Raw genomic sequence first — 14,476 nt, forward strand, 5'->3', positions numbered from 1 at the left:
AACGGTTTCTTCCGACGAACTGGATTCGCGGTCGGGCGGCGGGTGACACGTGTCGTACACGGCCGCGGGCCCCGGGGATCACTCCCCGGGGCCCGCGGTCGGTCGTGCTTCGCTTCGCCCTGCTGACTGCTGACTGCTGCCTACTGTCTGCTGCCTGCTAGCGGCGCGGCGCCAGCACCTGACGCAGCACGTCGTGCACGTACGTGTTCGGGTGCTTGCCCGAGAAGCGGTCCGAGAGGGGCCCGCTCGCCGTCACCGGAACGTCCACGCTGGTGTGGCCCGACGTGGTCCAGTCGATGGTGAACGTACGGTCGCTGCCGCGAATGGTGAACGGCCCGTCCTCGGCCGAGATCGCGTCCCCGGACTCGTCGGCGGCGTCGTTCTCCTCGACCGCGAGACCGCCGGTCTCGTGGTCGCCCGTCACGACGAGCAGGGTGTCGGGGTGCGTCGCCACGTAGGCGCGGGCGACCGCGACGGCCTTCTCCAGCTGCTGCATCGACTGGAGGACGCGCGTGCCGTTGTTGGAGTGCGCGAACTCGTCGGTGCCCTCTTCCTCGACCACGAGGAAGAAGCCCTTCTTGCTCTTGTCCAGGCTGCCCAGCGCCTTGCTGGTCATGGTCCCGAGGTCCACGACCGGGCTGTAGACGTCGCCCTGGCCCTCGGGGTGCTGCTGGAACATCTCCTCGTTGGCGAACAGGCCGAGGATCTTGCCGTTCTTCGCCTTGTCCAGTTCCTTCGCACTCGTGACGTACGAGTAGCCGGCCTTCTTGGCCTTCTGGATCAGGTTGCCCTTGGTGCCCTTGCTCGCCTCGGACGTGTCCTCGGCGGGCTTGTCCTTGAAGGCGCCCGGCGTACCGGCGGGCAGCCACCAGTCCTCGCCGCCACCGAGGATGACGTCGGGCTTGCTGACGTCGAGGTACTGGCGGGCTATCTCGTCCTGCTTGCCGCGGTCGGCGGTGTTCGAGAAGAACGCCGCCGGGGACGCGTCGGTGACCTGGGCGGTGGTGACCAGGCCGGTGGCCTTGCCGGCCGCCTTGGCCTGCTGGCCCAGGGTCGCCAGCGGGTTGCCGTCCACGTCGACGCTGATCGCGCCGTTGTACGTCTTCTCGCCCGTGGCCCACGCGGTCGCCGCGGCGGCGGAGTCCGTCACGACGGCCTTCGGGTCGTGCGGGGTGGTGGTGAGCTGGCCGGACGCGGTGAGGCGGTCCATGGCCAACTGGCCTTCCAGGCCGGCGAGGTGCAGGCGCCCCGCCTCGCGCATGGCGGCTCCCATGCCGTCACCGTTGATGAAGATGACGTTCTTCGCGGCGGGCGCCTTGGCCTTCGCCGCGGAGTGCGGAGCAGCGGCCGACGCACCGAGCGTCGGGTTGAGCACCATCGTCGCGACAGCGGCGGTCACGGCCGCGGCGACGGGTGCGCCCCATCGCGTACCAAGCACGCGTGTGTTCACAGCAGCTCCTCATGAATGGCACAGCTTTCACCGAGGAAGCTAAGCGGAGGGACAGTCTCCGCAGTGAAGGAAAAGTGACGGCGGGGGAAACACGGGGCGGACACCACCTGGTCCGTACACCTACCTGGCCCGTCCGCCCCGCGTTTCCGGCCGCCGCTTCTGGTCGGCGCCCGCGCTCAGTCCTCGGCGCCGTTGTCCTCCAGGTCGCCCTCGGTCTCCAGGAACACCTGCCGCAGCGCGTCCAGGACCGCCGGGTCCGGCTTCTCCCACATCCCGCGCGACTCGGCCTCCAGCAGCCGCTCGGCGATCCCGTGCAGCGCCCAGGGGTTGGCCTCCTGGAGGAACTGCCGGTTCTCCGGATCCAGTACGTACGTCTCCGTCAGCTTGTCGTACATCCAGTCGGCCACGACGCCGGTCGTCGCGTCGTACCCGAAGAGGTAGTCGACGGTCGCGGCCAGCTCGAACGCGCCCTTGTAGCCGTGGCGGCGCATCGCCTCGATCCAGCGCGGGTTGACCACCCGGGCGCGGAAGACCCGCGAGGTCTCCTCCACCAGCGTGCGCGTACGGACCGTCTCGGGGCGGGTCGAGTCGCCGATGTACGCCTCCGGGGCGGTGCCCCTGAGCGCGCGCACCGTGGCCACCATCCCGCCGTGGTACTGGAAGTAGTCGTCCGAGTCCGCGATGTCGTGCTCGCGGGTGTCGGTGTTCTTGGCGGCCACCGCGATGCGCTTGTACGCGGTCTCCATCTCGCCGCGCGCCGGGCGGCCGTCCAGCTCGCGGCCGTACGCGTACCCGCCCCAGACCGTGTAGACCTCGGCGAGATCCGCGTCCGTGCGCCAGTCGCGGCTGTCGATGAGCTGGAGGATGCCCGCCCCGTACGTACCGGGCCGGGAACCGAAGATACGGGTGGTGGCGCGCCGTTCGTCGCCGTGTTCGGCCAGGTCGGCCCGGGCGTGGGCGCGGATGAAGTTGGTGTCGTCCGGCTCGTCCAGCGAGGCGGCGAGGCGGACCGCGTCGTCCAGCAGCCCGATCGCGTGCGGGAAGGCGTCGCGGAAGAAGCCGCTGATACGGAGGGTGACGTCGACGCGGGGGCGGCCCAGCTCGGCGGTGGGTATCGGCTCGATGCCCGTCACGCGGCGGGACGCGTCGTCCCAGACGGGCCGGATGCCGAGCAGCGCGAGGGCCTCGGCGATGTCGTCGCCCGAGGTGCGCATCGCGCTCGTACCCCACAGCGACAGCCCGACGGAGGTGGGCCACTCGCCGTTGTCGGTGCGGTACCGCTCCAGGAGGGAGTCGGCGAGCGCCTGGCCGGTCTCCCAGGCGAGGCGGGACGGGACGGCCTTTGGGTCGACGGAGTAGAAGTTGCGGCCGGTCGGCAGGACGTTGACCAGGCCGCGCAGCGGGGACCCGGACGGGCCCGCCGGGACGAACCCGCCGTCCAGCGCGTGCAGCACGTGGTCGATCTCGTCGGTGGTGCCGGCCAGGCGCGGGACGACCTCGCGGGCGGCGAAGTCGAGGATGTCCGCGACCGCCTGGCCGTGTCCCGCGGCGATACGGGGCGCGGCGGCCGGGTCCCAGCCGGCGTCCTCCATCGCCCGCACGAGCGCGCGGGCCTGTTCCTCGGCCTCGTCGGCGGTGGTGCGGGTGGCGGCGGACTCGTCCAGGCCGAGGGCCTCGCGCAGGCCGGGCAGGGACGACGTACCGCCCCAGATCTGGCGGGCGCGCAGGATGGCCAGGACCAGGTTGACCCGGGCGTCCCCGGCGGGCGCGCCGCCGAGGACGTGCAGGCCGTCGCGGATCTGCGCGTCCTTGATCTCGCAGAGCCAGCCGTCGAGATGGAGGATGAACTCGTCAAAGCCCTCGTCCTCCGGGCGGTCCGCCACCCCGAGGTCGTGGTCGAGCTTGGCCGCCTGGATCAGCGTCCAGATCTGGGCGCGGATCGCGGGCAGCTTGGCCGGGTCCATGGAGGCGATCGCGGCGTGCTCGTCCAGGAGTTGTTCCAGCCGGGCGATGTCGCCGTACGACTCGGCACGCGCCATCGGCGGGACGAGGTGGTCCACGAGCGTGGCGTGGACGCGCCGCTTGGCCTGCGTGCCCTCGCCCGGGTCGTTGACCAGGAAGGGGTAGATCAACGGCAGGTCGCCGAGGGCCGCGTCGGGTGCGCAGGAGGCGGACAGGCCCGCGTTCTTGCCCGGCAGCCACTCCAGGTTGCCGTGCTTGCCGAGGTGGATCATGGCGTCGGCGCCGAACCCGCCGTCCTCCTGGGACGCCTGGATCCAGCGGTAGGCGGCCAGGTAGTGGTGCGAGGGCGGCAGGTCGGGGTCGTGGTAGATCGCGATGGGGTTCTCGCCGAAGCCGCGCGGCGGCTGGATGAGGATGAGCAGGTTCCCGCGCCGCAGGGCGGCGAGGACGATGTCGCCGTCCGGGTCGCCGCCGTTGCCCACCCGGCTCTTGTCGAGGAACATCTCGCCGGGCGCCGGGCCCCAGTGCCGCTCGACCGCTTCCCGCAGGTCGGCGGGGAGCTGTGCGAACCAGCGCCGGTAGTCGGCGGCGGGTATCCGGACCGGGTTGCGGGCCAACTGCTCGTCGGTGAGCCACTCCTGGTCGTGGCCGCCGGCCTCGATCAGGGCGTAGATCAACTCGTCGCCGTCACCGGACTCCAGGCCGGGGACCTCTTCGTCGCCGAAGTCGTACCCCTCCTCCCGCAGGCGGCGCAGCAGGGCGACGGCGCTCGCGGGGGTGTCGAGCCCCACCGCGTTCCCGATCCTGGAGTGCTTCGTCGGGTAGGCGGAGAGCACCAGGGCGAGGCGCTTGTCCTGGCTCATGATGTGGCGCAGACGCCCGTGCCGTACGGCGATCCCGGCGACGCGCGCCGACCGCTCGGGGTCCGCGACGTACGACGGGAGACCGTCCTCGTCGATCTCCTTGAAGGAGAACGGGACGGTGATGAGCCGCCCGTCGAACTCCGGCACCGCGACCTGCGACGCGGCGTCCAGCGGCGACAGCCCCTCGTCGCTCTCCTCCCAGGCGGCGCGGCTGCTGGTGAGGCAGAGGGCCTGGAGGATCGGCACGTCCAGCGCGGCGAGCGCGCCCGCGTCCCACGACTCGTCGTCCCCGCCGGCCGACGCCTCGGCGGGCCGGGTGCCGCCGGCGGCCAGCACGGTGGTGACGATCACGTCTACCCCGCCCAGCGCTTCGAGCAGTTCGGGCTCGGGGGCGCGCAGGGAGGCGACGAAGATCGGCACGGCCCGCCCGCCCGCCTCTTCGACGGCCTCGCACAGCGTGTCGATGAACGCGGTGTTGCCGCTCAGGTGGTGGGCGCGGTAGTAGAGCACGGCGACGACCGGCCGGCGGCCGAGGGCGTCCAGCGTCTCCACCCGGCGGTGGACCCGGCCCCAGGCCGGCGCGGGCTCGGGCGGCTCGAAGCCGTGCCCGGTCAGCAGGACCGTGTCGGAGAGGAACCGCGCCAGCTGGCCGAGGTTGGCGGGCCCGCCGTGCGCCAGGTAGGCGTGCGCCTCGGCGGCGATGCCGATGGGGACGGTGGAGGCTTCCATCAGCTGCGCGTCGGGGGCCTGTTCGCCGGTGAGGACGACGAGGGGCCGGTCGTGGGCGAGGAGGAGGTCGATCCCCTCCTGCCAGGCGCGCAGCCCGCCGAGGAGCCGTACGACGACGAGGTCGGCGCCGTCCAGCAGCGCGGGGAGGTCGTCCAGCGCGAGCCGGGCCGGGTTCGCGTACCGGAACTCGACCGGGCCACCCGCCCCGTTGGCTGCGCGGGCGCTGAGCAGGTCGGTGTCGGAGGTCGACAGGAGCAGGATCATGCGGCGTCTGGCCTTCCTCGGGGTCCGCGCCCCGGGCGGTGGGAGGACGGCGGGAGTTCCTGACTCACCCGGCTGCTGCCGGGCTCACAGTGGCGGGACCGCGCCGGATTCGCACCGGGCTTCCTCCCCTGACGCCGTCGCTGGCGGTGGCGGACCTGGCGGCCCGCCGTCTGCATACGTCTGCATAGTAGGTGGTGCAGGTCACGGGCCGGGAGGGCGCCTGAACGAGCACACCGGCGGCCGGAGGGCGGCGGCCCCCGCGGGCGGGGCCGGACGGCGGACACGTGGGTATGCTCGCCGCCATGCCGCCCACCTCGCCAACACCCGTGAACCGGGACGAAGCTCCCGTGCGGGAGCGCGGTGACGCCTGCCCCGGCGCGCTCCGGCTGCACGCCGCCGACGACGGTCGGCTGGCGCGACTGCGCCTGCCCGCAGGGGTGTTGACGCACCACCAGGCGGAGGTGCTGGAGTCCGCGGCGGAGCGCCTGGGCGACGGACACCTGGACATCACCTCGCGGGGCAACATCCAGCTGCGGGGGCTGGGCGAGAGCTGTGGCGGGCAGCTCGCGCGGGTGCTGTACGACGCCGGACTGCTGCCGTCCGAGGCGCACGAACGCATACGGAACATCGTCGCCTCGCCCCTGGCCGGGCTGGACGGCCGGGGGTCTGCGGGGGGCCAGGACCGGGGCCGATCCTCTTCGCACTCTGTGCAGTTGTGGTCGAAGGAACTGGACGAGTTGCTGTGCGCGAGCGCGACCGCGACAGCCCTCTCCGGACGTTTTCTCTTCGCGCTGGACGACGGCCGGGGCGATGTGGCCGCGTTGGGCGCTGATGTGACCTTGCTCGCACAACGCTACGGCACCACCGCCCTGCACATCCAGACAAATCCGTCAGGCTGGCGAGTGTCCGCCACCGACGCGGCCCGGGCGGCGCTCGTGACGGCGGAGACCTTCCTCACCGTCGCGGCGGCGGGCGGCTCGGGCGCCTGGCGCGTACGGGAACTGCCCGCCGGCCACGGCCTGGAGGCGGCGGTGACCGCGCGGCTGGCGGAGGCGGGGATCCCGGCGGAGCGCGAACCGGCGGCGGCCCGGCAGCCCGGACCGGCGGCCGGCCCCCCGGCCCCGGGGGCGGTCCGCTCCCCCGACGGGACGGTGGCGCTGTCCGTCCACGCCCCGCTCGGCCGGCTGAGCGCGGCCCAGTGGCGGATGCTCCGGACGGCGGCAGGGGCTGCGGGGACGGCGGCTGCGGCAAAGGCGGCTGCAACGACGGCGGATGCGAATACGGACACGGACATGGGCGCCGCTGGAACCACGGCACGCGGAACCCTCCGCGTCACCCCCTGGCGCGGCGTGATCGTCCCCGGCCTCGCCCCCGACACCGCCGACGACCTGCTCCACCGCCTCCGTACCGCCGGACTGGTCACCGACCCCGCCTCCCCCTGGCACGGCGTCGGCGCCTGCACCGGCCGCCCCGGATGCGCCAAGGCGCTCTCCGACGTACGGACGGACGCGGCCCGCGCCCTGCGCCCGCCCGGAGGACACCTGCCGCCCCCCGACCTGCCCGTCCACTGGTCCGGCTGCGCCCGCCGCTGCGGCCACCCCCAGGGCACCTCCTGGGTGGACGTCGTCGCGACGGGCGAGGGCACCTACGACGTCTCCGTCGACGGAGACGCCCGTACGACCGCGGCGGGACAGGAACTCGCCGACGCGGTCGCGGCGGCACGGACGACGACCCCCACCCAGACGAGATGAGCGAGACCCCAGTGTCCACAGCGTTCGACTACGAGAAGGACGGCCCGGCGATATACCGCCAGTCCTTCGCCATGATCCGCGCCGAGGCGGACCTCACCGGGCTGCCCGCCGACGTCTCCCAGGTCGCGGTCCGGATGATCCACGCCTGCGGGATGGTCGACCTCGTGCGCGACCTCGCCTTCACCCCCGGCGTGGTGGCCCGTGCCCGCGAGGCGCTGCGCGCGGGCGCGCCGATCCTGTGCGACGTCGCCATGGTCGCCAGCGGCGTCACCAGGAAGCGGCTGCCCGCGGACAACGAGGTCGTCTGCACCCTGTCCGACCCGTCCGTGCCCGGCCTGGCCACCGCGTTGGGCACCACCCGCAGCGCGGCGGCGCTGGAGCTGTGGCGGGACCGCATGGAGGGCGCGGTGGTGGCCGTCGGCAACGCCCCGACCGCGCTGTTCCGGCTGCTGGAGATGATCGAGGAGGGCGCGCCGCGCCCGGCGGCCGTCATCGGCGTGCCGGTCGGTTTTGTCGGCGCGGCCGAGTCCAAGGACGCGCTCGCCGCCCATCCCTCCGGGCTGGAGCACCTGGTCGTACGGGGCCGGCGCGGCGGCAGCGCGATAGCGGCGGCGGCCGTCAACGCGATCGCGAGCGAGGAAGAGTAGTGAGCGAGAACAGCGTCCCCGGCACGCCCCCCACCGACAACAGCGCTGCCCCCACGGCCGCCACCGGCCGCCTCTACGGAGTCGGCCTGGGCCCCGGCGACCCGTCCCTCATGACCGTACGAGCCGTGCGGATCATCGCCGAGGCCGACGTGATCGCCTATCACAGCGCCCGCCACGGCCGGTCCATCGCGCGGTCCATAGCGGCCGAGCACCTGCGTCCCGACCACATCGAAGAGCCGCTGGTCTACCCGGTCACCACCGGCACCACCGACCATCCCGGCGGCTACCAGGGCGCCATGGAGGACTTCTACGCCGAGTCCGCCGCCCGCCTCGCCGTCCACCTGGACGCGGGACGTACGGTCGCCGTCCTCGCCGAGGGAGACCCGCTCTTCTACGGCTCGTACATGCACATGCACAAGCGGCTGGCCCACCGTTATCCCACGGAGGTCGTCCCCGGCGTCACCTCGGTCAGCGCCGCCGCGGCCCGTCTCGGCACTCCGCTGGTCGAGGGTGAGGAGGTGCTGACGATCCTGCCGGGCACCCTCCCGGAGGAGGAACTGACCGCCCGGCTGGCCTCGGCCGACTCCGCCGTCGTCATGAAGCTCGGCCGTACGTTCCCCACGGTGCGGCGGGCGATCGAACGCTCGGGCCGGCTGGCGGACGCGCGGTACGTGGAGCGCGCCACGATGGCCGGCGAACGCACCGGCGCGCTCGCCGGCATCGACCCGGAGTCCGTGCCGTACTTCTCGGTGGCCGTGCTCCCGAGCCGTATCGACGCGGTTCCCGCACCGGGAGCCCGCGGTGAGGTCGTGGTGGTCGGGACGGGCCCGGCGGGGCCGCTGTGGCTGACGCCGGAGGCGCGCGGCGAACTGGCGGCCGCCCAGGACCTCGTGGGGTACACCACGTACCTGGACCGGGTTCCGGTACGGCCCGGGCAGCGCCGCCACCCCTCCGACAACAAGGTCGAGTCCGAACGGGCCGAGTTCGCCCTCGACCTGGCGCGGCGCGGACGCCGGGTGGCGGTGGTGTCGTCCGGCGACCCCGGGGTCTTCGCGATGGCCACGGCCGTACTGGAAGTGGCGTCCAGGGACCCGTACCGGGAGGTGCCCGTACGGGTGCTGCCGGGCCTGACGGCCGCGAACGCCGCCGCGTCACGCGCGGGGGCGCCGCTGGGCCACGACTACGCCGTGATCTCCCTCTCCGACCGGCTCAAGCCGTGGGAGGTGATCGCCGAACGCCTGCACGCGGCGGCGGCGGCCGATCTGGTGCTGGCGCTCTACAACCCCGGTTCGCGCAGCCGCACCTGGCAGGTTGGCAAGGCACGCGAACTGCTCCTGGAGCACCGCGCCCCGGACACACCCGTCGTCCTAGGACGCGATGTCGGCGGCCCCGAGGAGAGCGTCCGAATCGTGCGCCTCGCCGACCTCGACCCGACGGAGGTCGACATGCGCACGATCCTGCTGATCGGCTCGACCCAGACGGTGACGGTACGGCGCGGCGAGGGCGACGGCGAGCAGATCGTGTGGACACCGAGGCGGTACCCGGAGGGCTGAGGGTGCGACGGGACGGCCCCGTCGGCGCTGTCGCGGTGGCGGGTCCCCGGGCACGGTGACAGGTCACCGGCTCCGCCGCGCCGTGGGACCGCTACATGTGCCGGGCCAGCCACGCCAGGGCCTCCGCCGGGGTCGCCGCCTCGGTCACGCCCTTTGGGACCGGCGGGCGCCGGACGACCACCACCAGGAGGCCGGCCTCCCGGGCGGCCGTGAGCTTGGGCGCGGTGGCCTCGCCGCCGCTGTCCTTGGTCACGACGACGTCGATCGCGTACCGCCGGAGCACCTCGCGCTCGCCGGCGAGGGTGAACGGGCCGCGGTCCAGCAGGGTTTCCATGCGTGCGGGGTACGGCGGCTCCGGCGCGTCCACCGACCTGACGAGGAACCACATCCCGCCGTCCCCGCCCGCGAACGCCGACAGCCCCGTCCGTCCCGTGGTGAGGAACACCCGGCGCGCGCCCAGCGTGGTGAGCGCGTCGGCCGCCTCCTCCAGCGAGCCGACGCCGTGCCAGTTGTCGCCGTCCGCCGGGGTCCAGGAGGGCCTGCGGAGGGCCAGCAGGGGTACGTGCGCGGAGGCGGCGGCGCGGGCCGCGTTGAAGCTGATCGTGGCGGCGAACGGGTGGGTCGCGTCGATCAGCGCGGTCACCCGGTGGGCGCGCAGCCAGTCGGCCAGACCCTCGGGGCCGCCGAACCCCCCGATCCGCACCTCGCCCGGCGGCAGCGTCGGCCGCGCGACCCGCCCCGCGAGGGACGTGGTGACACGCGGGCCGCCGTGGGGCCGGGCGGCGATCGCCTCGGCGAGACGGCGCGCCTCGGTGGTCCCGCCGAGGATCAGCAGGTGGGGCGAGCGTGGCACTTCCGTGGACGGCGTCATGCTTCGGCGTGCAGCGGGGCGTGGTTGGCCTTGAAGAGGCGCTCCCCCGCGATCCGGAGGGTGAGGTTCCGCAGCGGGGTGGGCAGGTTGCGGGCCTTGTCGCGGCGTTGGTTCTGGCCGAGGACCCAGCGCACGCGGTCCGCCCGTCGGGCCTGATAGGCGGCCAGTACGCCCCCGATGTCCGTCCGGGCGGCCGCCCCCGCCCGCGCCGCCCCGCCCAGCAGCTCCGCCAGGACGAGCACGTCTTCGAGCGCCATCGCGCCGCCCTGGGCCATGCTCGGCGAGCACGCGTGTGCCGCGTCGCCGACCAGCACCGCGTGGGGCCGCGCCCAGTCCGAGTCGTCGATCTCCGACAGAGGCGCGAAGTACGCGTCAACCCCCTGCTCCAGCAGGTACGGCACCGGCCCGGCGAAATCGGCGAACAACGCACGCCAGTCACCCGCAGGGGCCACCGGCTCCGCGCTGTTGACGTCGGCGTAGCAGTACAGGTGCCCGTCACCCAGCGGGACCGTCAGGAACGTACGGCCCCCGCTGCCCAGCCGCACCGTCCAGTCGGTGACCGGCGGGGCGCCGGGATCCTCGTGCGCGAGGAACCGCCAGCAGATCTGCCCCAGGAAGCGCGGCTCCGCGCCCCCGAACGCGCTGCGCCGCACCGCCGACCCGGCCCCGTCGGCGCCCACGACCACGTCGTACGTCTCCGACGAACCGTCGGCGAAGGTGACCGTACCGGCGTCGTCCACGGACGTGACACCGGTGCCCAGCCGCACCACGGAGTCGCCGACCGCCGAGCGGAGCAGGTCGTGCAGGCCGGCGCGGCTGATCGCCAGGCAGTCGCCGACGCCGCCCCAGATCGCGCGGACGGGAAAGTCCGCCAGGACGCGGCCCCGGTGGTCGAGCATCCGCTGGCGGGTCACCGGGTGGGCGCGCCGGGCCAATTCCGTACCGAGGCCCAGGCGCTCCAGGGCCCGTACGGCGTTGGCGGGGAGGTACAGGCCGGCGCCGGTCGTCCGCCAGTCGGGATCGCGTTCGACCACCTCGGCGCCGAGGCCCTGGTCACGCAGGGCGCGCACGAGGGCCAGGCCGGCGATCCCGGCGCCGACGACGAGTATGCGGGGCTGCTTCATGACCACGTCCTGGGGCTGCTTCATGACCACATCCTTAGGAGGAGCTGTTCCGCACACTCCTTAGGAGGAGCTGTTCTGCTCGCTCCTCAGGAGGAGCTGTTCCGCCCGACCGGCACATCCTCGTGCCCGTCGTCGTCCCGGTCCCGCGCGGCCGAGTACAGGTGGCTGTCGCGGAACGTCTCCGCCGCCAGCGTCCGGCCCACCAGGATCACGGCCGTGCGGACCACGCCCGCCGCCTTCACCTGGCCGGCGATGTCGGCGAGCGTGCCGCGCAGGACCAGTTCGTCCGGCCGGCTGGCCATCGCCACGACGGCCGCCGGGCAGTCGGGACCGTAGTGCGGCAGCAGTTCGTCAACGACGCGGTCGACGTACCGGGCGGCCAGATGCAGCACCAGGAGCGCCCCGCTGCGCCCCAGGGTCGCCAGGTCCTCGCCCTCCGGCATCGGGGTGGCGCGCTGGGCGACGCGCGTGAGGATCACCGTCTGGCCGACCGTCGGCACGGTCAGCTCGCGCTTGAGCGCGGCGGCGGCCGCCGCGAAGGCCGGGACGCCGGGGACCACGTCGTACGGCACCCCCGCCGCGTCCAGGCGCCGCATCTGTTCGGCGACCGCGCTGAAGACGGACGGGTCGCCGGAGTGCAGCCGGGCGACGTCGTGGCCCTCCGCGTGGGCGCGCACGAGTTCGTCCGTGATGCCGTCGAGGTCCATGCGGGCCGTGTCGACCAGACGCGCGTCCGGCGGGCACGAGTCGAGCAGTTCGCGCGGGACGAGGCTGCCCGCGTACAGGCACACGCGGCACTCCGCGAGGCGGCGGGCGCCGCGCACCGTGATCAGGTCGGCGGCGCCGGGCCCGGCGCCGATGAAGTACACGGTCAACGTTCTTCTCCAGACTCAGCGGACGCAGCGGACGCAACAGACCCAACGGGCTCGGCGGACTCGGCGGACTCGGCGGACTCGGCGGGCCCAACAGCCCCAACAGAAGCGGCCGGAGCGTCCGACCCCACGGACTCCCCGCGCCCGCCCTTGGTGACGGCCCACTGCGTGACCGGCATCGCCTGCCGCCACCCCGTGAACCCGCCCACCGGCACGGCGTGCGCCACCGCGAGCCGTACCAGCTCGCCGCCGAAACGCCCGTACCACCGCGCCAGCAGCGCCTCGGACTCCAGCGTCACGGTGTTCGCGACCAGCCGCCCGCCGACCGGCAGGGCGGCCCAGCAGGCGTCGAGCAGTCCCGGGGCGGTCAGGCCGCCGCCCACGAACACCGCGTCGGGCACCGGCAGTCCCGCCAGCACGGCGGGCGCGGCGCCGGTCACGACGGTCAGATCCGGCACCCCGAGAGCGTGCGCGTTGCGGCCGATGCGCTCGGCCCGTACGGGGTCGCGCTCCACGGACACGGCGCGGCAGGAGCGGTGCGTCCGCATCCACTCGACGGCGATCGACCCGGACCCGCCGCCGATGTCCCACAGCAGCTCGCCGGGCGCGGGTGCCAGCGCGCCGAGGGTGGCCGCGCGTACATGCCGTTTGGTCAGCTGGCCGTCGTGTTCGTACAGATGATCAGGAAGGCCTGGTACGGCTCCGATACGCGGCGCGTCCGCGTCCCTCCGGCACTCCACCGCGACGACGTTGAGCGGGTCGCCCGCCGGTTCCGCCCAGTCGTGCGCGGCGCCCACGGTGTGGCGTTCGCGTTCGGCGCCGAGCTGTTCCAGGACGTGCAGCCGGCTGGGCCCGTACCCCCGGTCGCGGAGCAGCGCGGCGATCTCGGCGGGGGTCGAGGCGCCGACGCTGAGCACCAGGACACGGCGGCCGTCGTACAGCGCGGCGGCCAGTCGCGCCGCGGGGCGGCCGACGAGGGTGACGACCTCGGTGTCCTCCACCGGCCAGCCGAGCCGGGCGCACGCGTACGACACCGAGGAGGGGTGGGGCAGGATCCGCAGGGCCGCCGCGCCCACCTCCTCGGAGAGGGCGCGGCCGATGCCGTAGAACATCGGGTCGCCACTGGCCAGCACGGCGATCCTGCGCCCCGCGTGTGCGGCCAGCAGCCGGGGCACGGCGGGCCGCAGGGGCGCGGGCCAGGCCACCCGCTCGCCGCCGCACTCGTCGGGGAGGAGGTCCAACTGGCGCGGCCCGCCGACGAGTACGTCGGCGTCGCGCAGCGCGTCCTTGGACGCGACGGACAGCCCGCGCCACCCGTCGGCGCCGATCCCGACCACGCACACGGGGGGCGCGGAGGGCGCCGGCGGCGGGGACGCGGGGGCTGCGGGGCTCACTACGGCACCTCTGAGCTGGGGGAAGACCGACCTCGCACTCTAGCGAAGTGGCCCTGGGGGGCCACGGGCACCCTGGGCGAGGGCGATACGGCGTGAACGGCGTTGACGTGAACGGCCACCCGTTGTCCTCAATCGCCGGACGGGCTTGAAAATCAAGCCCGTCCGGCGATTGAGGACAAGGGCACAGGCGACCCCGAGGCGCCCGCGCCCGCACCGCGCGGCCCGTGCTGAACTGGGGCCTGTCCGACGACGGTCGGACCCGTGGCCGGTCCCGGCGACCGGTACGCGCGGGGCGGACGAGGGGAGCCGTATGACCACCACCCGGGTGCTGCTGATCGCACCGGCCCTGAGCACGGCGCTGCGCGAGGCGCGCTTCGGGGAGGCGGCGGAGGCGCAGGCGGCGGGTGACGCCGGCCCGGGCGCGGACGACGGGCTCGATCCCGTCGGGCTGCGGCAGGCCGAAGCCGTACGGGAGAGCTTCCCCCGTACGTCCCGGCTCTACGTCACCCCCACCCGGCGCTGCCACACGACCGCCCGCGCCCTCGGCCTGGACGCCGCCGCCGTGCCGCTGACCGGCCCCGCCCCCTGGGCGATGGGCCGCTGGCAGGGCCGCACGCTGGACGAAGTGGCCGCGGAGGAGCCGGAATCGGTGGCCGCCTGGCTGGCGGATCCGGCCGCCGCCCCCCACGGCGGCGAGTCCCTGCTGGCCCTGCTGACCCGCGTGGGCGAATGGCTCGACGCCCTGCCGGACGCGTCGGCGGGCGGCGGGGCCGGCCAGGACGACCCCCGCCGGCGCGTCCTCGCCGTGGCCGAGCCCGACGTCGTCCGCGCCGCCACCGCGCACGCCCTCGGCGCACCTCCGGAGGCGTTCTGGCGGATCGACGTACGCCCCCTGTCCGCCGTCGAGCTGAGCGGACGCGGCGGACGCTGGAACCTGCTCGCGGGCCGCCCGCCGCACACCGGCTCGTAAAGACCGGACCGCGACAGAACCGGCCC

The 14,476-nt window shown here is 74.2% G+C and carries 10 protein-coding genes and 1 riboswitch; of the genes, 4 read left to right on the top strand and 6 right to left on the bottom strand.

Annotated features, from left to right (window positions below; translation table 11 throughout):
- Window positions 1-157: 157 nt before the first annotated feature.
- Complete coding sequence (locus ACIODU_RS22365) at window positions 158-1,450, bottom strand: alkaline phosphatase (RefSeq protein WP_356425682.1); 1,293 nt, start codon at window positions 1,448-1,450, stop codon at window positions 158-160.
- A 176-nt stretch (window positions 1,451-1,626) separates the two neighbouring features.
- The gene (gene cobN, locus ACIODU_RS22370) at window positions 1,627-5,268 is read right to left on the bottom strand and encodes a cobaltochelatase subunit CobN (RefSeq protein WP_401769614.1); all 3,642 of its coding nucleotides are present in this window, start codon (window positions 5,266-5,268) and stop codon (window positions 1,627-1,629) included.
- Window positions 5,269-5,321: 53 nt separating this feature from the next.
- A riboswitch (cobalamin riboswitch) is annotated at window positions 5,322-5,394 on the bottom strand.
- A gap of 176 nt (window positions 5,395-5,570) precedes the next feature.
- Here cobN and ACIODU_RS22375 point away from each other — a divergent pair.
- From ACIODU_RS22375 to ACIODU_RS22385, 3 genes are read left to right on the top strand one after another with little or no spacing between them, the layout of a single operon-like run.
- Window positions 5,571-7,019, top strand: coding sequence for a cobalamin biosynthesis protein CobG (locus tag ACIODU_RS22375; protein WP_401769615.1), 1,449 nt, complete (start codon window positions 5,571-5,573; stop codon window positions 7,017-7,019).
- Window positions 7,016-7,666, top strand: coding sequence for a precorrin-8X methylmutase (locus tag ACIODU_RS22380; RefSeq protein WP_356425677.1), 651 nt, complete (start codon window positions 7,016-7,018; stop codon window positions 7,664-7,666). Before ACIODU_RS22375 ends, ACIODU_RS22380 begins: the two co-directional genes overlap by 4 nt.
- On the top strand, window positions 7,666-9,219 hold the full coding sequence (locus ACIODU_RS22385) for a precorrin-2 C(20)-methyltransferase (RefSeq protein ID WP_401769616.1): 1,554 nt from the start codon (window positions 7,666-7,668) through the stop codon (window positions 9,217-9,219). The genes ACIODU_RS22380 and ACIODU_RS22385 overlap by 1 nt, the downstream gene beginning before the upstream one ends.
- A gap of 91 nt (window positions 9,220-9,310) precedes the next feature.
- On the opposite strand, the gene ACIODU_RS22390 is transcribed toward ACIODU_RS22385, so the two are convergent.
- From ACIODU_RS22390 to cbiE, 4 genes are all read right to left on the bottom strand, one after another.
- Window positions 9,311-10,090: a cobalt-precorrin-6A reductase gene (locus ACIODU_RS22390; RefSeq protein ID WP_401769617.1), complete on the bottom strand. Its 780-nt coding sequence runs from the start codon at window positions 10,088-10,090 to the stop codon at window positions 9,311-9,313.
- Window positions 10,087-11,238 carry an FAD-dependent monooxygenase gene (locus ACIODU_RS22395; protein ID WP_401769618.1) on the bottom strand — a complete coding sequence of 384 codons (1,152 nt, stop codon included), beginning with the start codon at window positions 11,236-11,238 and terminating at the stop codon, window positions 10,087-10,089. The genes ACIODU_RS22390 and ACIODU_RS22395 overlap by 4 nt, the downstream gene beginning before the upstream one ends.
- 62 nt (window positions 11,239-11,300) lie before the next feature.
- Window positions 11,301-12,089, bottom strand: a complete 789-nt coding sequence (gene cobM, locus ACIODU_RS22400; RefSeq protein WP_401769619.1) for a precorrin-4 C(11)-methyltransferase — start codon at window positions 12,087-12,089, stop codon at window positions 11,301-11,303.
- Window positions 12,086-13,480 carry a precorrin-6y C5,15-methyltransferase (decarboxylating) subunit CbiE gene (gene cbiE, locus ACIODU_RS22405; protein ID WP_401769620.1) on the bottom strand — a complete coding sequence of 465 codons (1,395 nt, stop codon included), beginning with the start codon at window positions 13,478-13,480 and terminating at the stop codon, window positions 12,086-12,088. The genes cobM and cbiE overlap by 4 nt, the downstream gene beginning before the upstream one ends.
- A gap of 310 nt (window positions 13,481-13,790) precedes the next feature.
- Between cbiE and ACIODU_RS22410 the strand changes: the two genes are divergently transcribed.
- Window positions 13,791-14,450 (top strand): histidine phosphatase family protein, encoded by a 660-nt coding sequence (locus ACIODU_RS22410; RefSeq protein WP_401769621.1) that lies wholly within the window; start codon window positions 13,791-13,793, stop codon window positions 14,448-14,450.
- Window positions 14,451-14,476 lie beyond the last annotated feature (26 nt).

Source organism: Streptomyces sp. NPDC088261, assembly GCF_044740805.1.
In the GTDB taxonomy this organism is placed as follows: domain Bacteria; phylum Actinomycetota; class Actinomycetes; order Streptomycetales; family Streptomycetaceae; genus Streptomyces.

Bases quoted from the DNA above. Each gene is read 5' to 3' on its own strand.
- cobN (WP_401769614.1), bottom strand. From the start codon at position 5,268: ATGATCCTGCTCCTGTCGACCTCCGACACCGACCTGCTCAGCGCCCGC.
- ACIODU_RS22375 (WP_401769615.1), top strand. From the start codon at position 5,571: ATGCCGCCCACCTCGCCAACACCCGTGAACCGGGACGAAGCTCCCGTG.
- ACIODU_RS22380 (WP_356425677.1), top strand. From the start codon at position 7,016: ATGAGCGAGACCCCAGTGTCCACAGCGTTCGACTACGAGAAGGACGGC.
- ACIODU_RS22390 (WP_401769617.1), bottom strand. From the start codon at position 10,090: ATGACGCCGTCCACGGAAGTGCCACGCTCGCCCCACCTGCTGATCCTC.
- ACIODU_RS22395 (WP_401769618.1), bottom strand. From the start codon at position 11,238: ATGAAGCAGCCCCAGGACGTGGTCATGAAGCAGCCCCGCATACTCGTC.
- ACIODU_RS22410 (WP_401769621.1), top strand. From the start codon at position 13,791: ATGACCACCACCCGGGTGCTGCTGATCGCACCGGCCCTGAGCACGGCG.